The sequence below is a fragment of the Tenacibaculum sp. SSH1-16 genome, assembly GCF_040104435.1.
GTDB classification, from domain to species: Bacteria; Bacteroidota; Bacteroidia; order Flavobacteriales; family Flavobacteriaceae; genus Polaribacter; species Polaribacter mesophilus.
This window is the reverse complement of the sequence record NZ_JBECOV010000001.1, coordinates 22,328-44,793: the sequence shown is the minus strand read 5'-3', so window position 1 is coordinate 44,793 and position 22,466 is coordinate 22,328. Positions and strand designations below refer to the sequence as shown.

Sequence of the window (22,466 nt, the reverse complement as noted above, 5' to 3'; positions counted from 1 at the left end):
AATAGATGTTAGAAAATATTAAAATGGTTGTTTTTGATATGGCAGGAACAACAGTAGATGAGCAAAATGTAGTGTATAAAACCTTACATAAAGCATTAAATACACACGGAGTAGCAGTTGATTTAAATACCGTTTTAAAAATTGGAGCAGGAAAAGAAAAACATCAAGCAATAAAAGATGTCTTAGTTGAATTCAAGCCAGATGAACTGAGGGAGTCTGAAGCAATATTTGAAGAATTCAAAAAAATGCTGGATGAAGCTTATGAAAACTTAGAAGTTAAGCCCATAAAAGGCGTAGAGAATGTATTGCTTAATTTAAGACAAAAAGGAATAATAGTAGTTTTAAATACGGGTTATAACAGACAAGTAGCAGAAAGGCTGTTAGAAAAATTGGCATGGGACAAGAACATACATTACGATATGCTATTAACTGCCTCTGATGTAGAAAAGGGACGCCCTCATCCAGAAATGATACACAAAGCAATGGAAGCATTTAATATAACCAATACCAGGTTCGTTTTAAAAGCCGGAGATTCAGCTATCGATATTGAGGAAGGTAAAAATGCTAATTGTGGTGTAACCATCGGTGTTTTATCAGGAGCACAAACTAAAGAACAGTTAGAAGTCCAAAATCCAGATTATATTTTGTTGTCTTTAAGTGAGTTAGTTTAATAAAATGTAAATGATATGTTTGCTAAATATATCTTTAATGTTAGCTAATTTATCTTTGTATTAAGACTCGAAAACTGTCTTTTAAAAGTTTACTAATAGTGTATTTTTGATTAATAAATTAACTATTAGTAAACTTTTTAAAATGAAAACCAATTATTTAGTAAAGCTAAGCGCTTTAATTTTATTGTTCGCATTGTCGAGCTGTCAAGAGAACAACTTGGATGAGGTATCCAAAAAACAAGGAAAACTAGAACGACAAACAAAGTCTTCTTTAAAGAAGAAGGTACTTGTTGTAGGCTTTGATGGAATCCAGTTTGAGAAAATTGCAGGAACTTCCACTCCAAATTTAGATAAGCTTAATATTGTAAAAGGGTATGCAGGAGGAATCGATAATACTTCTTCTGAACAAAAAACAAGTAGTGGACCAGGGTGGTCAACTATTTTAACAGGTGTTTGGGTAAACAAACACGGAGTTACAGACAACAATACTTCTCATATTTCGAAAGCGAAAAGTGTTTTTCAATTAATTAAAGAATCAAATTCAGGGCTAAAAACTGCTAGTGTTGTTACTTGGGGACCTATTCATGATTTCTTTAGAGAGCAACTGAACTATATTGATTACCACTCAAAAAGTGGAGGAGATGAAAATACAGTCACAGGAGCCATTCATGCAATTAATAATGAAAATTCAGACGTGGTTTTTGTGCATCTTGATGATGTAGATGGTGTAGGGCATTCGTTAGGTTTTGGTAGTGCTTATAATAATGCTATTACCAAAGCAGACGAACAGTTCGGTAGAATTGTAGCTGAGGTAGAAAAAAGAACGAACGAAGATTGGTTAATATTAGTAGTAACAGATCACGGAAGAGGTTTTGGTGGATTTAACCATGGAGGACAAACAACGCAAGAAAAAACAATTTTTGTAGGAATGAACAAAGAAGGAAACGCTGAATTCAACTCATATGTTTCAAATGTACCAAATCAAGATTTTGGCGGAATTTACGGTCATGTTGCACAAACAGCAATCGTTCCTTCTATCTTAACTCACTTAAATATCCCCATTCAAAAAGAATGGCAATTAAATAGTACTTCTTTAGTAGGGAGTGTGGGTACTAGGAAGGTAATGATGCAAAATACCAATACAGTTTATTGGAGTTCTAACGCATCTAACAATGTTGATGTTTATAAAAACAATGCATACGTAGCAACGGTACCTGCTTCACAAGGGTATTTTACCGATGCTAACAATTCTGATGGAAGTATTAACTACACCCTGTTACTTGATGGGCAAACAGGTTCTGTAGCTTATAATAATTCTCAAATAATAGCAGGATTAGATTGGAATGATTTTGCAGACAATAGAGCTTATTTTTTTAGAAGTGACAATAGTTATATACGTTATGACAAACTGTTAGATAAGTCTGATGATGGTTACCCAAAAGAGGTAAACAACAGTACTTGGCCAGGGTTAGGGGAGTATAAAGATTTAATTAGTGCAGCTTTTAAATGGCATAATCATAAAGGATATTTCTTCTTAAAAGATGGAAGGTATTTACGTTACGATATGAATAATGATTCTGTAGATTCGGGATATCCAGCAAACATAACAAATGGAAATTGGCCTGGTTTGGAACCATATAAGAATAAAATTGTGGCAGCTTTTAAAAGGAATAATAGTAGAGCTTATTTCTTTTTAAACGATGGAACTTATATAAGATATAGTATAACAAATGACTCAGTAGACTCTGGATATCCAGCAGCTATTACCAATGGAAGCTGGCCAGGGTTAGGAGATTACGCAACAAAAATTACTGCAGCTGTAGATTGGGGTGTGACATATTGTTATTTTTTCCTAGATGATAATACGTATATTAAGTATAACAAATCAACAGATAGTGCAGTGTCAGGTTATCCTAAAGAGGTTAACAATAGCACTTGGCCTGGATTAAAAAACTAAAAGGTAAAATAAGTAGGGTGTGAGAGCACCCTACTTAATTATTTTCTGAATAAAAATATAGGACCAACATGGTACAAGGTGTTTGAGTACGATTAACAGGTACGTGAGGAAGTCTTCCGTCAAAATACAAAGAGTCACCTTCTTTAACTGTAACTTCAACATTATCGATAAGGTAGGTGCATTCACCACTCATAATGTATTTAAACTCCCAGGCATCAGTAATTACTTTTTCTCTTTTAGAATTGGGAGATACAGTTAATAAAACAGCTTCAAAACCAACGGCATTTAAACTTTTACCAAAAATTTGATAATACGTAAACCCTTCAGCTTCTACTTCTTTTTCTATTAATTGCTGTTCCTCTTTTTTAATATGAATATATTTTGAACCAGTTTTTTTCTCAACACCTTCAAAAAAAGTACTGGCATCTATTTCTAAAGCACTTATAATTTCTAATAAAACAGGTAAAGATGGAATGGTTCTTCCGTTTTCTATTCTTGAAATTAGACCATTACTTACTTGTGCATTGGTTGCTAAAGTATTGATAGTAATATGTTGCTTTTTTCTAATTTCTTTAATTCGTTTTCCTATTCCGATTAAAAAATTATCCATAAATACTTACTGATTTTTTCTTAATTTTTTAACGCCATCCACTATAAACCAAGAAGCAAATAATACTCTAAAGAGTAGAAAAATATATTGGTTTTCGGTTGTAAAGCTGAATAAAAGTCGATACACTTCTCTTTTTTGAAAAAAGATGGAAAATGTATTAATTAAAATAAATATACCTATGAATAAATATATAAAAGGAAGTACTTTTCTCACTATTTAACAGGGATTTTAATTTCGTATAGTTTTCTACTACGGTTGTTTAATTTGTTTTCACGTAACCAAGAGTTATGTAGCTTAAGCTCTTTGTAGGTAATTCCGAATTTTTTAGCAAATAAAGCAATATTACTAATAGCAGTATCTACTTTAACAGTATAGGTTTCTGGTAGTGTATATAAATCTTCTTGGTCAAAAACAAAACCGTATTCCTTAGGGTTTGAAATAATTTCTTTCAAGGCTAAAATTCTAAACACATAACGCTCAGTTTCATCTGGTAATAAAGCATCGTAATAGCTAGTTACACCTTGAGCATCTAATCTTTTAGAAACACCATAATTTCCTGCATTGTAAGCTGCTGCTGCAAGTGTCCAAGAACCAAAACGTTCTTTTGATTTCTTTAAATATTCAGCAGCTACTTTAGTAGATTTTTCAATATGGTAACGTTCATCAACATTACTATTAATTTCTAATCCATATTCTCTTCCTGTTTGTTTCATAAAATGCCACATACCAGCAGCTCCTACATGTGATGTTTCATCAATGAATCCACTTTCAGCCAAGGCTAAAAATTTAAAATCGTCAGGTAAGCCATATTTTTCTAGTAGAGGTTCTAAAATAGGAAAGTATTTATTAGCACGTTTTATTAATAACAATCCATTAGACTGCCAATAGGTGTTTACTAATAACTCGCGATCCATTCGTTCTCTAATGTCAGGTTTTTCAATAGGAACTCTTTCTCCAGCTAAATTTAAATCGCTAGGTAGTTTTAAAGCTTTAACCTCGTAGCTTTCTGCCACATTTTTAATGGTAGGTTCATTTGATTTGCTTATAGTATTGGTAAATAAAATACCAACAAATACTATAGTTAAGATAGATAAGAAGCGGATTGATTTGTTCATTTGTTCTTTTAGTTTTTGTCAAGTTGTGTAATGGTATTAATCCATCAAAAAACATTCCTTTTTTAATATTTCAGAAATAGTTTTTGCCTTTGTCAGTATCATCACATGTGTACCATTTTCAACTTCAATTGCGTTTTTGATATACTTTATAGGAAAAACCTCGTCTTTTTTTCCATGAATATGTATTATTCCAGGAATCGATTTTTCTTGTTCCCAATGTAATACGTTGTATATAGCCCATTGCAAATACTTTTTATCTCTTATAGATAAATATATTTTATATAATTCAGCTCGTTTTTTTAAATAATCATTAAAAAAGTAGCGTTCGTAACTTTCAATATTTGAAATAACTTTTGAAGGGAAAAGTTTATAGGCTTTTGTTACTTGTACTAATTTAAAACGTTTAGGAAACTCTTTATTGTTTTTAACGCTAGAAATTATAATTATTTTTTTACAATCAATAATTTTACTCATTTCTTGTACCACAATTCCCCCAAAAGAAACCCCAATTAAGATAGGGTTTTTATGTTGAATTTTAGCACATAGTCTTTGCGCGTAGTCTTGAATACTTTCATCGATAGATGTTGGAAGCATCCAATCTAAAAAGTGTAATTCAAAATGTTCCTCGGGTAAAGAAATACGCTCAAATATTTTGGTATTGGCAGCTAAACCAGGAACAAAATATAAGTGAGTTTTAGGCATTATTCAATAAACTTTTTGTCTAATAAAATACCATCTATATATTCATGTATATCAATAAGTTCATCAGGAATATCTTTCCATAAACGAATTAAAATTTGTTTTCCATCATGAACTATGTAAGTGCTAGATAAATCAGGTATTCTAGGATTGTTATAAGCGTCTTTAAAACTTTTAAAATCCTTTTTAGTAAGTTTTTCGTTTAACTCCTGTAGTTGTTTTTCAGAGAGCGTAAATTTCTGAATACCTTTTACAAGTACATATTCTACTCCGTTGTAAACAACGTTTCCTTCTTTATCAATGGAAACAGTATATACTGGACAGTCACCAAAACATTGAGTTTTAGTAATTCTTAAAAGATTGTTTTTTTCTTCGGAAATAATGTTAGTTAATTTTTCATCGGTGTTGGCATCAATCAATCTGAACTCACCACTTTCTTGTAATTTATCAATCCAAAAATCACGTTTCCCTTCTGGAACTTCAACAATACCTATTTTTGAAGCATCTGTTTCATAAGCCATTTTACTCCAAGTTAAACCGCTATTTTTTATAAGTGATTTTACATCATCAATACTTTTAGCGTTTTTAAGAACAACAATCAGTTGATTTTGAGAAGCCATAGGTTTAGTAGCTTCTTCTTTAGCAATTATTACTTTTTCAGTTGGCTCTGTTAATTTGGTTTCAGAACCTTTTTTAGGAATACCACAAGAGATTCCTAAGGCTAAAAAAGAGTATAATAAATACTTCATAGGTAGTTTTTTTGATTGAGTGAACTAGTTGACAAGTTAAGCAATAACTTCAGTATCTACAAAATCAAAACGAACTAAACCATCTTCATCAATTTTTGTTAACGTAACTGTGTGTAATGTATTTACTAATTCAGGATTCCAAGGAGCTTTAACCTTTACGTAGTTTTCGGTAAATCCATGGATATACCCTTCTTTGTTTTCACTTTCAAATAAAACAGTTAACGTGTTACCTAACTGACTTTCATAAAAAGCTCTACGTTTTTTAACAGATAATCCACGCAGCATTTTACTTCGTTTTGCACGTGTTTTCTTTGGAACCACACCATCCATTTCGTTAGCTTCAGTATTTGGTCTTTCAGAATACGTGAAAACGTGTAAGTAAGAAATATCTAAATCAGCTAAATAGTTATAGGTTTCTAAAAACAATTCATCTGTTTCACCAGGGAACCCAACAATAACATCTACACCAATACAAGCGTTAGGCATTACTTCCTTAATTTTTGCAACTCTATCAGTATATACTTTACGTAAATAGCGACGCTTCATTTTCTTTAAAAGTGTGTCACTTCCTGATTGTAGAGGAATGTGAAAATGAGGAACAAACGTATTTGAGTTGGAAACAAAATCAATTGTTTCATCTTTTAATAAGTTAGGTTCAATTGAAGAGATTCGTAAACGGTTAATTCCTTCTACTTTATCAAGAGCTTGTACCAACTCTAAAAAGGTATGTTCGTGCTTTTTGTTACCGAATTCACCTTTTCCGTAGTCACCAATATTTACTCCTGTTAAAACAATTTCTTTAATCCCTTTTTCAGAAATTTCTTTAGCATTTTTCAATACATTTTCTAACGTATCACTACGTGAAATTCCACGTGCTAACGGTATCGTACAGTAAGTACATTTGTAGTCACAACCATCTTGCACTTTTAAGAAAGCACGAGTACGATCTCCAATAGAATATGAACCGACATAAAAATCGGCATCTTCAATTTCACAAGAATGTACTTCACCAATGTCATTTTTGGTTAAGTCGTTAATATAGCTAGTTACATTAAACTTTTCCGTAGCACCCAGTACCAAATCTACCCCATCAACTGCAGCTAATTCTTCTGGCTTTAATTGTGCATAACATCCTACACCAATAACAAAAGCTTCTTCATTTTTCTTTAAAGCAGATTTTACAATACTCTTAAAGCGTTTATCAGCATTGTCTGTTACCGAACAAGTATTAATCACATATATATCTGCTTCCTCTTCAAACTCAACACGCTCAAACCCTTCATTAACAAAGTTTCTGGCAATGGTTGAGGTTTCTGAAAAATTTAATTTACAACCTAAGGTGTAAAAAGCTACTTTCTTATCTACATTCATCTTTTCTCTATCCTAAATAAAAAACAAAAGCCTTGTACAAGTCTTTAATTTTTTAGAAGTTCGTATAGTTTATTTAATCTACTACTGCTTCAAGCAGTTTTGGGTTTGCAAAAGTACGATAATATTCATGATTTTTGAAACGAAAAGATTACTTATTCGAAAGCTTCAAGTTGTTGATATAGAACCTTTTTATGAGCTAGAAAGCAATCCGAAAGTATTGCAATATGCAACAGGAGAACCTAAAAATTTAGAAGAAAGCAAAGAGGATTTAGAACAACTTATAGCACGATATACTAATAAAGAAAATGATTTTTGGATATATGCCATAGAACGTAAGTCAGACAATGAGTTTGTAGGCACGGTTGCTTTGGTAAAAGATGAAGAAGGAAATGATGAAATAGGATATAGGTTTATAGAACGATACTGGGGAAATGGTTTTGCAACTGAACTTTGTGAAGGATTAATACAGTACTGTAAATCTATTGGGATGAAAAAACTTATAGGGTGTGTGGTGGATGAAAATGTTGCTTCCGCTAAAATATTAGAACGATTCAACTTTGTTGCTATAGAGAAATTTATAAGTGATGATATTGGTCTACCAGAAACAAAATATGAACTAATTTTATGATAGTAGATAATTTAAAACCTCCGTACTACGCAGTAATTTTCACGACAACTCTTTCAGATGATACAGAAGGATATTATGAGATGGCTGAAAAAATGGACAATTTAGCTAAAGAACAAGATGGGTATTTAAGTGTTGAGTCGACAAGAAGCAATGTAGGCATTACGGTTTCTTATTGGGAAAGTTTGGATGCTATTGTAAAATGGAAAAATAATGTAGAGCATACTGAAGCTAGAAATAAAGGAAGAGAAAGGTGGTATAAAAAATATCAACTACGTATATGTAAAGTAGAACGAGAGTATGGTTTTGAAAAAGGATAGGTATGTACGCAACAATTTCTAATTTTTTAAAAAGGTTTTTTAAACAAAGTACTATTTTTAAGTATGGATTCAATATTTCTCCCATGTATAGAAGATCTACTGGGAAAATAAATTATGTTTCTGAAGATTTGTTAAAAGCGCAAGTAAAAATTCCTATTACTTATAAGAATAAGAATTACGTAGGATCTATTTTTGGAGGGAGCTTATTTTCTGCAACCGATCCTATTTTTATGATTCAGTTAATAAATATTCTTGGAGATACTTATGTAGTTTGGGATAAAGCTGCAACAATATTATTTAAAAGACCTGTAAAGCAAGACGCTTATGTAGATTTTATTTTTTCTGAAGATGAAATAAAACAAATAAAAAAGCAGGTTAAAAATGAACAGGAAATCAATTTAATAAAAGATATTAAAATAACGAACCAAGATAAAACTGTTGTTTTTGCAGAAGTTTCTAAAACCATATACATTGCAGATAAAACCTACTATAAAAATAAACGTAAAAAGAAATAAATTAGTTGTTTTAATAGCCTTATTGTTTCTTTTTTCTTGTACTAAAAAGAAATCAAAATATACAAACAACCAGGTTTTTCGTTATAATGAGCACTCAAATATTACCTCATTAGATCCTGCTTTTGCAAAAGATCAGCGAAATATTTGGGGAGTCAACCAACTATATAATGGATTGGTAGAATTAGATGATAGTTTACAAGTACAACCTTCGATAGCAAAAAACTGGACAGTTTCTGAAGATGGAAAAACTTATCAGTTTGAGTTAAGAAATGACGTGTTATTTCATAAGCATGAGTTATTTGGAAAAGATTCTACGAGAAATGTAATAGCCCAAGACTTTGAATATTCTTTTAATAGATTACTTGATAAGAATGTAGCGTCTCCAGGAGGTTGGGTATTACAAAATGTAGAAAAATTCAAAGCAGAGAACGATTCTGTCTTTACCATCAATTTAAAGCAACCTTTTCCACCTTTTTTAGGACTGCTGGCTATGAAATATTGTTCGGTTGTACCAAAAGAAGCAGTTGATTATTTTGGGAATGAATTTAGAGCAAATCCGATAGGAACAGGACCTTTTCATTTTAAACTTTGGGTTGAAAATACTAAGTTGGTATTGAGAAAAAATCCATTCTATTTTGAAAAGGATGAAAATGGAAAACAACTTCCGTATTTAGAAGCAGTAGCGGTTACTTTTTTACCAGACAAACAAAGTGAGTTTTTACAGTTTATTCAAGGAAATATCGACTTTATGAAGAGTTTAGATGCTTCATATAAAGATGATATTCTAAACACTGATGGAACTTTAAAAGAGAAATATGCTTCTACAATCAATATGCAAACAGGAGCGTATTTAAACACAGAATATTTAGGAATTTACTTAGATGGAGAAGAGAAACATCCAACAAAATCAAAATTGATACGACAAGCCATCAATTATGGTTTTGATAGGGAGAAGATGATTAAGTTCTTAAGAAACGGAATTGGGAGTCCTGCTACAAGTGGATTCATCCCGAAAGGATTGCCTTCATTCAATAACCAACAAGGATATTCATACAAACCTGAAGAAGCGAAGAGGTTAGTAGCACAATACAAAGAAGAGACAGGAGATGAGAATCCACAAATAGCCATTACAACGAACAGCAATTATTTAGATTTGTGCGAGTTTATTCAACGTGAATTACAAAAAATAGGAGTAGCTACCAAAGTAGATGTGATTCCGCCTTCAACCTTGCGTCAAGGAAAAGCAAATGGAAAGTTGCCTATTTTTAGAGCAAGTTGGATTGCTGATTACCCTGATGCGGAAAACTATGTGTCGCTATTTTACAGCAAAAATTTTACTCCTAATGGGCCTAACTATACACATTTTAAAAATGACTTTTTTGATACTTTGTATGAACAATCTATCAAAGAAGTAGATGTGAAAAAACGCTATAAACTATATCAAAAAATGGATAGCATTATTATTGCAGAAGCACCAATTGTACCGTTATATTACGATGAGGTAATTCGCTTTACACAAAATAATGTTATCGGTTTAGGAATTAATCCGATTGATTTGTTAAACCTAAAAAGAGTACAGAAAAACTAAGTGTTACTTTTTGTTTCGTTCCAGTAATAGCTGTCAGGGTATATTCGTTCTCCAAAAATAGCTGTTCCAACACGTACAATAGTAGCGCCCTCTTCTATAGCAATTTCTAAATCACCACTCATTCCCATAGAGAGTTCATTCATTTCTACATTAGGAATTTGTAGTGCTTTGATTTCTTCTTGAAGTTGCTTTAAAAGTTGGAAACATTTTCGAACTTCATCTGATTCCGAGCTTAGCAAACCAATGGTCATTAATCCTTTGATATGAATATTTTTGAATTCAGATATCTTTTTTACTAACTCAATAGTTTCCTCTGGTTTGGCTCCAAACTTACTTTCTTCAAAAGAGGTGTTTACTTGTATGTATACATCAATTTCTTTTTCCTCAAAAGTTAAGCGTTGATGCAATTTTTGAGCGACAGATAAGCGATCTATAGATTCAATACAACTAGCCCATTTTATAACTTCTTTAATCTTGTTACTTTGTAAATGACCGATAAAATGAACTTCAGGTTGCAGGTGTTTTATTGCATTACATTTTTGTTTTAGCTCTTGTACTTTGTTTTCACCAACTAGGTTTTCTCCTTGTTCTAAAGCAAAGTTTATTTTATCTGTATCTACCGTTTTAGTAGCTAATAATAAACGAACATTTTTTGGGTTTCTATTTGCTTTTTTACATGCAAATTGTATTCTTTGATGAATAATGCTAAGGTTTTTTTGAATAGTATCCATTTACTAATTGATTGTTTAGTTCTTCTTTTTCAATAATTTTATTTTTTACAGCTCGAAGAGTAATGTCTTTAGCTTCTGCATACGATATATCATACATACGATTTACTTCTCTAAACTCTTCCGGGAATTGTTGCAGCAAAGTCTCATAATAGTTATCTAAATCCGATTCACTAGGTGCTTCGAATTTTAGTTTTAATTGAAAACGTCTTAAAAGAGCAGTGTCAATAACACTAGAGTGATTTGTGGCAGCAATTAATAAAACGTCATTTGGAAGTTGATCTACAAGTTGAATAACAGTATTTACCAATCGTTTCATCTCGCTAGAATCTTTGCTATCATAATCACGAGCTTTACCGATGTAATCAAACTCATCTAAAAATAAAACAGCGCTTTCTCTAGTAGTTTTTTTAAAAACTTCGGAAATGTTTTTAGCTGTTTCTCCTAGTTTTGAAGAAACAATGCTACCCAAATTAAGTATGATAATTTTTTTATCAAGCTTTTTGGCAATAGCCTTAGCGGTGGTAGTTTTACCACAACCAGTATGTCCGAATAATAAAATTTTATTATCAACAGGCAGTTTGTATTTATCTAAAACAGCAACGTGTTTAAATTCTTTTAATAGTTGATGTAGCGTATTTTTGTTTTCATCGCTAAGATGAATTTTATCTAGTTCTATAGTTGTTTCTTTCGATTGAAGAATCAAGTTATGTATAGCCATTTTGTATTTTTTGTCAAAAATAAAAGGTTGTATGTAATAAAATTAATTTTTTAGTATACCCAAAAAAATAAAGTTGATGCTTTAAATTATTAACTCTTAAATTCGTGTTCAGGGCAATCAATTCTTAACTCTTTAGAAGCTAGTTTAGATTGTAAAAGGTTACAAAAATGTTCATTGTTTTCATGTTGGTAATAAGAGCAAGTATAGCACATTCTTTGAATAGTTATAACTCCTGCTTTGTTTAATTGATATATTACTTTTAAGAGTCCTGTTAGTATGTCTTTTTTTTGATCTTCAGGTAATGAACTCAAAGGTTTCTCAATATTGAAAGTAAAGTTAGCTGATTTCTCAGCTATTTGTTTTCCTTGCTGAGTTAGACCAATAATATAACTTCTAGTATCGTTAGGGTTATGAAACTTTTGAACTAATTCTTTTTTTAATAAAACCCTAATACTATCACTAACAGTAGCTTTAGTCATGTTAAACTCTTCAGCTAAATAACTCACTTTACATTTTTCTTCAGAATGAAATAGTAAAAAAATTAGGATTTGAATTTGGATAGGGCTTAAAGAATTCTCCTTGCTTTCGCTCCAAAGAAGTACTCTAAAAGCTTCAGAAATTCGTTCTAAAGCTACAACTATTTTACTTTCAATTTTAGTGTTTTGCTGGTTTAAGTCAAAAGGAGATTTCATTAATTACAGTTTTCCATTTCGTATATAAAATACCCTATTTTATGTATAGCATCTTCCCATTCGGGTTTGAGTATTTCAATATGGCAAAATACACATTCTTTTGAAGATATTTCAAGGTTTTCTAATCCTTTAGTTTTTAAATATTCCTTACCATAGTTGAAAATTATGTTAGTGTCTTTATTGCTAGAAGGCACAATAATATCAAAATGCATTATTGTATTATCTTTTTTAGTTACGTAGGTATCCCAAACAGCTGCTTTCATTTTATTATATATTTATAATATTAAAAGCTCTACAAAATTAGGAATACTAACTTTATAGAGCAAAAAAATTATCCTTTTACTTCTTCCATTGATGCTCCAAAATTAATATGGAGAACATTACCAGTAGGAGTTACCAAAGCAGGGACAGATTTTACACCAGCATTTTCTGCTTCTAAAATTCGACTTTTGTCTTCTCCAAAATGAACTACTTCAACATTATCAGAACCAATTAAGTTAATAATGTCTTGTTCTGCGCTTACACAAACAGGGCAACCTGCGTGATAAAAAATAGATTTACTCATAATTATATTGATTTTAAATTTTGATACAAATATAGTTAGGTTTCCTAACTGTAAAAAATAATTTTTGTTTTTTTTATAAAAACTGCTTCTGTTTTGGAAATGAAGAGTATATAATAAAGTTGTTAATAGTTAATTAAGAAATAAAAATGTTATGTAATTTTAGCGGTTCTTATTGTTTATAGAAAAGATTTAATAATTGAGATGAGAACAGGTTACTTAAAAAAAGAAATGAGGTTGTTATTTGCAAAACAAGTTATAATCACAGTTCTTTTGTTTTTTGCTTTAGAAGGAATGTCGCAGTCGGTGGGAGTACAAGGATTTAAGGCTTTTGGTGTAAACCCCACAATACCTAATGATTCTCTTTTTTCAAAAATAAATAAGGCAAAAGACTTCAAAGCTAAATATGATGCGACATTTGATCTTATAGAGTTTCATCGAGAAAAAGGAAATTTAGATTCCATTATATACTATGGAAATAAACTGTACACGGAAACAACTAAGAATAAATTGATAGATAAAGAAAATCATTTATCAAAGGTTTCTAGTATAGTGGCTGAAGGAAAGTTAGAAAAGGGACTTTTTGATGAAGCTTTGAAATGGTATTTTAAAGGAATAGAGCACTCAAATAATAAACCGGATGATGAATTATTTGTTAAAAATAGAATAGGATTAGGAGCTGTAAAGTATGTTAGAGGAAAAGAAGAGGAAGGAAAGGCAATTATAGAAGAATGCATTGAAAATGCTCCAAACGAAAAATTAAAACACGATGCTTTTTATGAACTAGGGTTTATTTATTATACTCAAAGAGAGTATGATAAAGCAAGAGAAAATTATAATAAAGCTAGATTACACTACGTGGCCGAGGGGTTTGTGAAAGAAGCTTTAGAAACTGATTTGTGGCTAGGAAAAGTATTGAAAGAAGAAGGTAAAATAACTGAAGCTCTAGATGTTTGTTATTATGTTTTTAATGAGTCGTTATCTAAAGGTTTTTTTACATTGTATGCCAAGACAGGAAATACATTAGGTATTCTTTATTTAAAAGAAAAAGACTATGAAAATGCTAAAAAAATACTTTCTACAGTATATATAAACTCCATACAATGGGCAAATTTAGAGATAGAAAGAAGAGCTATTTTAGGACTTCAAAACGCCTATGCTTCAACAGGAGATTATAAAAATGCACATGCTTTAATGACGCAATTAAATCGTGTTAATAATGAAATTTTAGTAAGTCAAAATAAACAGCAAGTAAATGAGCTTGAAGTACAGTATAAAACACTGGAGCAAAAGCAAGAGATTGAGCGACAAAAAACAATGAAAGCATACATACTAATAGCCTTTCTTATAGTATTAATACCTGTACTTGCTTTATTATATGTGTACTATCAAAAGCTTCAAACACAAAGTAAACTTAATAAGACTTTAGAAGAAGTAAACCAACAAAAAATAACTACGTTACTTAAAGACCAAGAATTAAAGTTAGTAAAAGCATCATTAGAAGGGCAGAATAATGAAAGAAAACGTATTGCCAGAGAGCTACACGATAGTATTGGAGGAAATTTAGCAACCATAAAGTTACAACTATCAAACAAGAGTAAATTAGAGGAAGAAAGCATAATTAAACAAGTAGATGAAACCTATAATCAGGTAAGAGAGTTATCTCATAATTTAATGCCTAAAAAGTTTAAAGATTCTGCTTTTACAACAATAATAACAGAATATATAAATAATGTAAAAGCGCTATCTAAAGAACAAATAACGTTACAAATCCATCCAACGGAAGAGGTAGATAAAATAAATGAGAATTTAAAAGTAGAGCTTTATAAAATAATTCAAGAATTATTAACCAATGCATTAAAACATGCGAAGGCAACACAAATAGATATTCAGCTTTCTCTGTTTAATAACACGATACAACTACTTTTTGAAGATGATGGTGTTGGATTTGATCAAGAAAAAGTAAAATATGGATTAGGGTTTCAAAATTTAAAAGACAGATTAAAAACAGTTAAGGGAAATATTTTAATTAACTCTTTTCCAAGTAGAGGAACAGTGATAGATATTAATGTACCTTTAAATTAATATATGATGACTTACAATATTATTTTAGTTGACGACCATAAAATGTTTTTAGATGGGTTGGTAAATATTTTTAAAAATGAAGATGTGTACAATATCTTGCTTACAGCAAATAATGGTGAAAATGTAATAAAGTACATAAAAACAAATCCGAATCAACATATAGATATTGTTATTAGTGATATTTCTATGCCAGATATAGATGGTATTACGTTAAACGATTATATTAAAAAAGAACGTTCAGATATTAAAACATTAATTGTTAGCATGCATACAGATGCTGGAATGATAGATACATTAATTAAAAATAATGTAGACGGATATTTATCTAAAAATGCAACTCAATCTGAACTACTAAAAGCAGTACAAACTATTCTTAATGGAGAAAAATATTTTTCACAATCTGTGCGAGAAGCTTACATGGAAAATGTTTTTAATAAAAAAAAGGAAACGTCAATAATGTTAACAGCTAGAGAGAAAGATGTACTTAAATTAATTGCAGAAGAATATACTACACAAGAAATTGCAGATAAACTCTTTTTAAGCAAGCATACTATTGAGAGTTATAGAAAAAACTTAATATCTAAGCTTAACGTAAAAAACCTTGCAGGATTAACAAAATACGCAATAAAACTGGGCTTAGTAGAGTAGTAATTTTACCACCCCCTGAAAACAGGGTAGTAACTTTCACTAGTTTCAGTCTATTTTAAGAATCACATCCAACGCATCTTTGTACCATAATTATTAAGTAATAAAGTTATGGTCATTTTTGGATGGCGAGAAGCCAAAATAAGTATACAGCCAGTAAACAATCATAGTTGTAGTTATTGCAATACACCAGAACGTTTATTTATTCAAGTAAATAGATTGTATGTACATGTATTTTGGATTCCTGTTATTCCTTTATACAAAAAAACATATAGTATTTGTGGTCATTGTAAACTGGAAATGAGCAAAAGCCAAATGCCACCAGACTTACAACGAAAGGCGAAAGAATATAAGCAAACAAGTAAAACTCCTTGGTGGATGTTTTCGGGGCTTATCATCGTAACTTTTTTAATGCTGTTTATATTTTCTTCAGCACTTTTAATACATAAATAATAAAAATCAATATAAACCATTTAAATTTTAATCAAACATGATTTACGGAATCTCATTAGTATTTTTAAGTATTGTAGCGGTACCATCTTTAATTTTATCAAAAAAGCCTAATGCTAAAGAATTATTAGAAAAAATAGAGCCTTACCAAGGATGGATTGGTCTTATTTTCTGTATTTGGGGAATTTGGGGAATTATTTCAGCTATTTTAAACTTAGGTTGGTTAACTACAGCACCAATATGGTGGGGAACCTTTTTAGCAGGAAGCATTGTAGAAGCAGGGTTAGGTTTTATGTTAGGATACGGAATGATAAACAAATTATTACTATCAAAAAATCCAGAAGCTAGAGAAAAAGCAGAAATATTGAGAGGGAAGATTGCACCGAAACAAGGAAAATTAGGATTATTAGGAATCGTTGTTGGAATATGGATGATTGTAGCTTCATTCATTTTCATATAAACTAACAAAATAAAGAAAGAGAAAACATAAAATATAACATTGTAAACGAAGGCTTAAATAAGGTAGGGGTGTGGGGTTTCTATCAAAAAATCAAAAAAAAAGCCTTGTTTGCAATGTTTTTGTATAAAACTGAAATTATTTTTTAGAACAATAAAAGGTAGTTGAAATGAAAAGTATAAAAAATATTCTAGGAATTATTGTAGTATGTATCTTATTAACAGGGTGTGAGAAAGAAACTCCGCAAAAGGTAGTTGAAAAAACAGTACTCAAAGCCAATTTATTAACTGTTAACTATGGCATAGGATATTTTAAACAACTTAAAGAATTACAAAAAAATGAATATTTAAAGTATTATGATAATGATGGAGAAGAATATTCCGCAACATACTCTCAATATCTTCACAAAGTAACAATACCAAACCTTGAAAGAAGTTTAATAGACATTCAGAAGTTAGAAGTAAACGAAGATTCAAAAGATTTAATAAATGCTTCAATTGAATTGTTTGAGTTTTGTATAGACTTTTATAAAAAAGACTATGCAGAAATAGCATATATGTACGATGAAGGAAAAACTCAACAAGAAATTAATCAGTTAATAAAAGAGTTTAAAGTAAGAAGTTTTGAAGAGTTTAAAGAAAAAAACTTGGAGCTAGAAGAAGCAGCAAAAAAATATGCTGAGAAAAAAGGAGTAAACTTAAAGTTTGTTTAAATAATTTTTAACTCAAGTTTAGGATTAGAGCCAATTATATATCTAGACTTGATAGTTAAGAATCCTTTTTCGTTGTTGGAAACATCCTGAATGTACTTAGGAACAGTTAAGCCACTTTCATTTATCATAAGCTTCTCATTTTTATAAATTGTAATTTCTGTCATCACCACAATTTCACTAGCTGTAGAAAGTTCTTTCTCTCTTAAAACTGTACGTTTTTCAATAAAATTTAAATTGTTTGAATTTTTTTCAAACAACCACTCACTCGAATTCAGTGCTTTTTTACTAACTTCAAAAACCTTATGATGTTCACGATAATATTTTTGTTGAATGTTAGGTTCATCGTTTTTGTATGAGCTAGTACCAATAGCTAATGTAATTTTCTCAGGAACAAAAACAGTATTTGAATTAGACTGCTTCATTAAATTATAAAAAACAGAAACTTGTTGCTCACTATCCAACGCACGTTGCATCGTCTCACTTAAAATAATATCTGGAGAAAAGTTTTTAGGGAATTTATATTTTGTAGCGTCTTGATTTATAAAGTTGATATTATGGTTTTCTAAATCTAGTTTTTTAATTGTACTTTTTAAAGTTTCAAAACTCAGAGGGTTTATCTCTAAAAGTGAGTATGTTATATTCAAATCAGCATACTTTAATATAAAAGGAAGTATAAGCGAAGCAAAAGGACCAGTACCAGCATAAAGTATATGTAATGAGTCTTTTTGATAGATCTTCTCTTGAATAGCAATATCAATTCCTTTGATAAATTTTAGAGTTCTTTCTAAATCATCAAGGCAATTAGCTGCCCATAAAGTACCTATTGCTACACCATTTTCAAGTTGAACATTATTTCGATGCTCTTCATGATTTATAGCTTCATTTGAAATTCTAAAGAGTAATTGTTTATAATCTTTTAAAGAAGAAGAATAATTAGATGTTTCATCAAAGAATTTAGAAGTAATATGTAGTAACTCTTTTTTTAAATTCATTACAAGCTATTATAAGAGTTGTTTATTTTGATGTAAGCTTTGATAACTTCTGTTCCATTTCATTAATAAGTTTTTTCGAAGCAGGTTCATTGCTACGTTTTAGCTCGTTTAGGATAAGGTGTATTGTTTCTGGTGAATCAATTTCTTCTTGTTTAGGTTGAAAACTTTCTTTTGGAGCAAGAGAAAAAAATAAAGTATCAGACCATTCGTTCCTTTCAGCATCGATAACTAAATGAATACGGTCTTCATTTCCTTTATTAGTAACTGAATGTATATAATTTACATTCGTATACCAACACTCACCAGGTAACATTTTCAATTGTTCATCATCTAAAATAAATTCAACTTTATTATTCGTAATAATTGGAATATGTAAGCGAAAGTTGCCATCTTCATAGCCTAGTTTGTAGTCACGATGAGGTTTAATTTCTGCACCAACATTCAAACGTAATAAGCGAGCAGATGAAATAGGACATTGAAAAGAGTTGATAACCTCTCTAAAATAATTGCAATCATTCATTATCGGAGTTTCCTTAATAGTACTATTATCATTTTGAAAAGCAAAAATATTAGAAGCATCACCATTACTAGAATACAAAGAGATTGCTTTCCACTCACCTTGATATCCAGATGTGTTGAAATGAGGAATCCAATGTTGATTTACAACTAAAGAATAATCATGTAATAGTCTATCTGTATCAAACAGAAAAGGAAGTTTTAAAGATGTAGTAGTTTTAATTTCTTTCACTTATATGTGTAATTGTTCTACAGCAAGTTACTAGAAAAATTGTAGATTAAATCGTTTTTAGAATAGGTGTTTATTTTTTAGGCATAAATGAAAAAATAACGACCAGTACTAAATAACTGTAATAATTATTTAGCACTAGTCAGAAAATATTTTTTAATTAAAATGCTTTATTTGTTTTAAAAGAAGCAACACTAGTTCCTCCATTTGTAACACTACCATCATTGTATTTAGCATAAGGTCTAAAGTAATAAGTGGTTTCAGGTGTTAATTCTTCAATAAATTCAGTATAAATATTTTTAAAAATATTACCAGATACATCAGTATCTAAGGCTATAGAGCTGTTAGAAAAATCTTCATTTACACTATATTCAAAACCAATTTCTTTAGGAGATTCTTTTTCTATAGAAATTACTTCTAATTCTGGGGTAATACCTTCTGAATTTTTAAAGAATAGTTTCGGTTTGATTATCATGTTAATAGACCTACTTTCACTAGCGTCTATACTAGTGTTTATTTTAATTTCATTTCCATAGAAATATGTGTTATCACTTAGTTTAAAATAACCTCTAATATAATAAGTTGTTTCCTTTTGTAAATTGTCGACTATACCTGTAATATTGTCAGCAGGACCTGCGGCAACCACAGTATTGTTGCCATTAGGAATAGGGTTTGATGATTTTCCATATACAAATCCTCTATCAGTTACATCAGCTAAATCATTACCATCTTTAAAAGTGCCTTTTAAATATATTTTAAGAGTATTATTGTGGTTAATAAAATAATTAAAATCATTACTAGTATTGAAACTAGTTGGTATTATTTCTATTTCGTTTTCTTCACTAGAGCAGTTAGTAAGTATAATAGAGATAAATAAAAAAAATAGAGGTTTTAAAAAATGTTTAATTTTCATGTAGTTTTAATTTTTAATTTTTTGCAAAACTCAATATTTTAAATCATTTAAATATGAAAGATAAAGATATAATGAGTTCGAAAATCAGAAAATAGAACTTTAATTAACTCTTTTTTAAATGAAAGAAACAGGTTTTTATAGGTTAAATATTAAAAAAGCTATTTTTATAATTAGTAGGAGTAGTACCAGTTTCTTTCTTGAAGGCACTATAAAAAGCACTTTTACTTTTAAAACCAACCTCTAAACTAATACCTTCAATACTATAATTTTTTGAATTATTACTTTTTAAAATTTCTATAGCTTCATTAACTCTAAAACCATTTATAAAAGTTTTAAAGTTTTTATTTGAAATTTCATTAATAACAAAAGAAATTCTTTTAGGGTGTTGATTTGTAATATTAGCTACATCAGCAATGGTTAAATCTGGATCTTTATATTTTTTATGTAAAATTATAGTTTGTTGAATATGGTTAAATAAATCTGTATCAACTTTACTTATTTTATTCTCGCTATTAAAATTGTTCTTCTTTTCAATCTTAGAGTCTTTTTGTTGAGTCAAGTTTTTAATTGTTTGTTGTTGTAGCCCATAAATACTAATCCAGTATAAAAGCCCAACATCAATTAAAATAATAAATAAATTGAGAGTTTTATTTGTTATTTCAGGTAAAAAATGAAGTGTGAGCGTAAAAAAGAGACCAATTGACATAAATGTTTTAGCCCATTGTAGCTCTTTACCTGTAGTAGAAGTGTATTGATTGTTAGTTTCTTCGGTATGTTTTTTTATAAAAGTATAAGTTTTGTAGTATATAAAAATATCATATAAATGCCCACCTATATGATTTACAAAACGAAATTCTTTTGAAAGTTTTAACTGTTCTAACCCTGATGATAAATTAAGATAAACCAATATATCTATAATTAACATTAACAAACCTGGTAATAAATAAAAATAGACTTTATTAGATTTAGGTAGTATAGAAATATTTCTTATATAAACATAAAAAAGAGGGAATAGTAGCCAAGTAAAATCAACAGGAAGATTATTTAAAAAAGAGTAATTTTTATCTAAATCTAAAAGTTTAGCTATTGGTTTGAGGTAATTTATGGAGTAAGCAAAAATAAATAACCCTAAAAGTAATGTAGGGCGATTATTTTTTTTATCCAAGTAAATTAAAAGTATACTAAATATAATTCCTTGAATAAGGCCGAGTAAATAAATTATAGGAATTAAGTAACTATCTAGATTCATAATACTGTTCTAATTAAACACAAAATTAGATATTCTTCTTTACAAATAAGAAGTGTAAATAATAGTATTTAAATTTTAAAACTGTATTGCTAATCAAAAATGATAGTAGCTATAAGCAATCTCTTTGTTAATATGAAACTAAATCTTTAATTCGATTCGTAATTGTTTTTTTAATATCTTTAGGATAACTTCTATCCCCGTGAAAAACATCGGCCATCGCTTCACTAAACTGCTGACCATATTTTTTTAATACAATATTTCGGATATTCTTTTGCTCGTAAAACCATTTTGAAAGCCATAAACCAGTTTTTATTTCAGGAAGTAGGCTTTCTGATATTTTTTCTAAATATAATTTAGTAGCTAATTCAGGCTCTTTTTCACTCTCAATAATAGCTTCAGCAGCCAATTTACCACTGTAAATAGCATTAGAAATTCCTTCAGCAGTAATAGGATCAGCAAAACCAGCAGCGTCACCAATTAAAAACACATTATTTTTAACAAAACCATCTGTACGAGGAGCAACAGGAATTTGAAAACCATGTTGTGATTCGCTAACAATATTTGTAATTCCTAATGTTTTTAAGTATTCTTGATAATATTCTTTCAAGTTAATTTTAGTTCTTCTAGCAGAGGCAACCCCAATAGATAAATGCTTTTTCTTTGGGAAGTTCCAAGCATAACCGTAAGGAATAGCATCAATATCAAAACGAACTTCTTTTGATAAACGTTTAAAGTCTTCGTCAGAAACTTCTACTTCATATTCTAAAGCAGGAATTAATTTACGAGTATCTTCTTTCCACCCAGCCATTTTAGCTGTAGGACTCAAAGCACCATCGGCAGCGATAACAAAATTAGCAGTAAAATTACCTTGAGAAGTTTCAAGAGTAATAATATCATCAGAAAAAGTTAGTCCTTTTAGCTTATGGTTTTCTAGTAAAGTAGCACCAAACTCCTTTGCTTTTTGCGTGATAAGATTGTCAAAAGAATCACGCATAATCATAGAAATAGTTGGTTCTTCTCTATGCGTTTTAAAGTGAAGTTTCTCTCCCAAATAAATATCAACAGTATGAAACTCTTTTTCAACGACCTCTTTAATATCAAAAGGTAAGTTTTTGCGACCTCTAAAAACAAAACCTCCACCGCATGTTTTATAGCGTGGTAAAGTTTCTTTTTCAATAATAACTGTTGAAATTCCTTTTTGAGCTAAGTAAAAAGCTGTTGAAGCTCCTGATGGTCCGCTGCCAATAATAGCAACATGGTAATGCTGTTTCATAGTATTATTTTTAGTTCGGTTA

The 22,466-nt window shown here is 29.9% G+C and carries 26 protein-coding genes; 11 read left to right on the top strand and 15 right to left on the bottom strand.

Annotated features, from left to right (window positions below; translation table 11 throughout):
* The first annotated feature begins 5 nt into the window (after positions 1-5).
* Positions 6-671, top strand: coding sequence for a phosphonatase-like hydrolase (locus tag ABMY20_RS00260; protein WP_349264331.1), 666 nt, complete (start codon positions 6-8; stop codon positions 669-671).
* Positions 672-813: 142 nt separating this feature from the next.
* Positions 814-2,628: a hemopexin repeat-containing protein gene (locus ABMY20_RS00255; protein ID WP_349264330.1), complete on the top strand. Its 1,815-nt coding sequence runs from the start codon at positions 814-816 to the stop codon at positions 2,626-2,628.
* Between the two features lie 34 nt (positions 2,629-2,662).
* Here ABMY20_RS00255 and ABMY20_RS00250 read toward each other — a convergent pair whose 3' ends face one another.
* The 5 genes from ABMY20_RS00250 to mtaB form a co-directional block, all read right to left on the bottom strand.
* Positions 2,663-3,238 carry an XRE family transcriptional regulator gene (locus ABMY20_RS00250; RefSeq protein ID WP_047790475.1) on the bottom strand — a complete coding sequence of 192 codons (576 nt, stop codon included), beginning with the start codon at positions 3,236-3,238 and terminating at the stop codon, positions 2,663-2,665.
* A 212-nt stretch (positions 3,239-3,450) separates the two neighbouring features.
* Positions 3,451-4,353, bottom strand: a complete 903-nt coding sequence (locus ABMY20_RS00245; RefSeq protein ID WP_349264329.1) for a lytic transglycosylase domain-containing protein — start codon at positions 4,351-4,353, stop codon at positions 3,451-3,453.
* A 36-nt stretch (positions 4,354-4,389) separates the two neighbouring features.
* On the bottom strand, positions 4,390-5,055 hold the full coding sequence (locus ABMY20_RS00240; RefSeq protein ID WP_159494586.1) for an alpha/beta hydrolase: 666 nt from the start codon (positions 5,053-5,055) through the stop codon (positions 4,390-4,392).
* Positions 5,055-5,801, bottom strand: coding sequence for a DUF6438 domain-containing protein (locus tag ABMY20_RS00235; RefSeq protein ID WP_159494585.1), 747 nt, complete (start codon positions 5,799-5,801; stop codon positions 5,055-5,057). Before ABMY20_RS00235 ends, ABMY20_RS00240 begins: the two co-directional genes overlap by 1 nt.
* A gap of 36 nt (positions 5,802-5,837) precedes the next feature.
* Positions 5,838-7,172 (bottom strand): tRNA (N(6)-L-threonylcarbamoyladenosine(37)-C(2))-methylthiotransferase MtaB, encoded by a 1,335-nt coding sequence (gene mtaB, locus ABMY20_RS00230; protein WP_159494584.1) that lies wholly within the window; start codon positions 7,170-7,172, stop codon positions 5,838-5,840.
* A gap of 127 nt (positions 7,173-7,299) precedes the next feature.
* On the opposite strand from mtaB, the gene ABMY20_RS00225 reads away from it, so the two are divergent.
* From ABMY20_RS00225 to ABMY20_RS00210, 4 genes are read left to right on the top strand one after another with little or no spacing between them, the layout of a single operon-like run.
* Positions 7,300-7,800: a GNAT family N-acetyltransferase gene (locus ABMY20_RS00225; RefSeq protein WP_125068311.1), complete on the top strand. Its 501-nt coding sequence runs from the start codon at positions 7,300-7,302 to the stop codon at positions 7,798-7,800.
* Positions 7,797-8,117: an antibiotic biosynthesis monooxygenase gene (locus tag ABMY20_RS00220; RefSeq protein ID WP_281980674.1), complete on the top strand. Its 321-nt coding sequence runs from the start codon at positions 7,797-7,799 to the stop codon at positions 8,115-8,117. Before ABMY20_RS00225 ends, ABMY20_RS00220 begins: the two co-directional genes overlap by 4 nt.
* A gap of 2 nt (positions 8,118-8,119) precedes the next feature.
* On the top strand, positions 8,120-8,632 hold the full coding sequence (locus ABMY20_RS00215; protein ID WP_047790469.1) for a DUF4442 domain-containing protein: 513 nt from the start codon (positions 8,120-8,122) through the stop codon (positions 8,630-8,632).
* 13 nt (positions 8,633-8,645) lie between these two features.
* Positions 8,646-10,220: an ABC transporter substrate-binding protein gene (locus ABMY20_RS00210; RefSeq protein ID WP_349264559.1), complete on the top strand. Its 1,575-nt coding sequence runs from the start codon at positions 8,646-8,648 to the stop codon at positions 10,218-10,220.
* Here the strand turns inward: ABMY20_RS00210 and ABMY20_RS00205 are convergent.
* The 5 genes from ABMY20_RS00205 to ABMY20_RS00185 form a co-directional block, all read right to left on the bottom strand.
* Positions 10,217-10,951 carry a YggS family pyridoxal phosphate-dependent enzyme gene (locus tag ABMY20_RS00205; protein ID WP_349264328.1) on the bottom strand — a complete coding sequence of 245 codons (735 nt, stop codon included), beginning with the start codon at positions 10,949-10,951 and terminating at the stop codon, positions 10,217-10,219. The two genes, ABMY20_RS00210 and ABMY20_RS00205, sit on opposite strands and share 4 nt — an antisense overlap.
* On the bottom strand, positions 10,926-11,669 hold the full coding sequence (locus ABMY20_RS00200) for an ATP-binding protein (protein ID WP_349264327.1): 744 nt from the start codon (positions 11,667-11,669) through the stop codon (positions 10,926-10,928). The genes ABMY20_RS00205 and ABMY20_RS00200 overlap by 26 nt, the downstream gene beginning before the upstream one ends.
* Positions 11,670-11,758: 89 nt before the next feature.
* Positions 11,759-12,361 carry a MarR family winged helix-turn-helix transcriptional regulator gene (locus ABMY20_RS00195; RefSeq protein WP_349264326.1) on the bottom strand — a complete coding sequence of 201 codons (603 nt, stop codon included), beginning with the start codon at positions 12,359-12,361 and terminating at the stop codon, positions 11,759-11,761.
* Positions 12,361-12,624, bottom strand: a complete 264-nt coding sequence (locus ABMY20_RS00190; RefSeq protein ID WP_349264325.1) for a DUF2024 family protein — start codon at positions 12,622-12,624, stop codon at positions 12,361-12,363. Before ABMY20_RS00190 ends, ABMY20_RS00195 begins: the two co-directional genes overlap by 1 nt.
* A gap of 68 nt (positions 12,625-12,692) precedes the next feature.
* On the bottom strand, positions 12,693-12,926 hold the full coding sequence (locus ABMY20_RS00185; protein WP_167714128.1) for a thioredoxin family protein: 234 nt from the start codon (positions 12,924-12,926) through the stop codon (positions 12,693-12,695).
* Between the two features lie 201 nt (positions 12,927-13,127).
* Here ABMY20_RS00185 and ABMY20_RS00180 point away from each other — a divergent pair, with 201 nt between their 5' ends.
* The 5 genes from ABMY20_RS00180 to ABMY20_RS00160 all read left to right on the top strand — a co-directional run bounded on the left by ABMY20_RS00180 (position 13,128) and on the right by ABMY20_RS00160 (position 17,272).
* Positions 13,128-15,008 (top strand): ATP-binding protein, encoded by a 1,881-nt coding sequence (locus ABMY20_RS00180; RefSeq protein ID WP_349264324.1) that lies wholly within the window; start codon positions 13,128-13,130, stop codon positions 15,006-15,008.
* 3 nt (positions 15,009-15,011) lie between these two features.
* Entirely contained in the window at positions 15,012-15,656 is a 645-nt protein-coding gene (locus tag ABMY20_RS00175) for a response regulator transcription factor (protein ID WP_159494576.1), read from the top strand.
* A 108-nt stretch (positions 15,657-15,764) separates the two neighbouring features.
* Positions 15,765-16,106, top strand: a complete 342-nt coding sequence (locus ABMY20_RS00170; protein WP_047790462.1) for a zinc-ribbon domain-containing protein — start codon at positions 15,765-15,767, stop codon at positions 16,104-16,106.
* Positions 16,107-16,143: 37 nt separating this feature from the next.
* The gene (locus tag ABMY20_RS00165; protein WP_047790461.1) at positions 16,144-16,563 is read left to right on the top strand and encodes a hypothetical protein; all 420 of its coding nucleotides are present in this window, start codon (positions 16,144-16,146) and stop codon (positions 16,561-16,563) included.
* A 166-nt stretch (positions 16,564-16,729) separates the two neighbouring features.
* A complete protein-coding gene (locus ABMY20_RS00160; RefSeq protein ID WP_349264323.1) occupies positions 16,730-17,272 on the top strand; it encodes a hypothetical protein in 543 nt (180 codons plus the stop codon).
* Here ABMY20_RS00160 and ABMY20_RS00155 read toward each other — a convergent pair.
* From ABMY20_RS00155 to ABMY20_RS00135, 5 genes are all read right to left on the bottom strand, one after another.
* On the bottom strand, positions 17,269-18,264 hold the full coding sequence (locus ABMY20_RS00155) for a hypothetical protein (RefSeq protein WP_349264322.1): 996 nt from the start codon (positions 18,262-18,264) through the stop codon (positions 17,269-17,271). The genes ABMY20_RS00160 and ABMY20_RS00155 overlap by 4 nt on opposite strands.
* A gap of 22 nt (positions 18,265-18,286) precedes the next feature.
* Positions 18,287-19,012 (bottom strand): aspartyl/asparaginyl beta-hydroxylase domain-containing protein, encoded by a 726-nt coding sequence (locus ABMY20_RS00150; protein ID WP_349264321.1) that lies wholly within the window; start codon positions 19,010-19,012, stop codon positions 18,287-18,289.
* 157 nt (positions 19,013-19,169) lie between these two features.
* Complete coding sequence (locus ABMY20_RS00145) at positions 19,170-19,922, bottom strand: hypothetical protein (RefSeq protein ID WP_159494572.1); 753 nt, start codon at positions 19,920-19,922, stop codon at positions 19,170-19,172.
* A 142-nt stretch (positions 19,923-20,064) separates the two neighbouring features.
* Positions 20,065-21,087, bottom strand: a complete 1,023-nt coding sequence (locus ABMY20_RS00140; RefSeq protein ID WP_349264320.1) for an AraC family transcriptional regulator — start codon at positions 21,085-21,087, stop codon at positions 20,065-20,067.
* Positions 21,088-21,298: 211 nt separating this feature from the next.
* Positions 21,299-22,444 (bottom strand): geranylgeranyl reductase family protein, encoded by a 1,146-nt coding sequence (locus tag ABMY20_RS00135; protein ID WP_159494571.1) that lies wholly within the window; start codon positions 22,442-22,444, stop codon positions 21,299-21,301.
* Positions 22,445-22,466 lie beyond the last annotated feature (22 nt).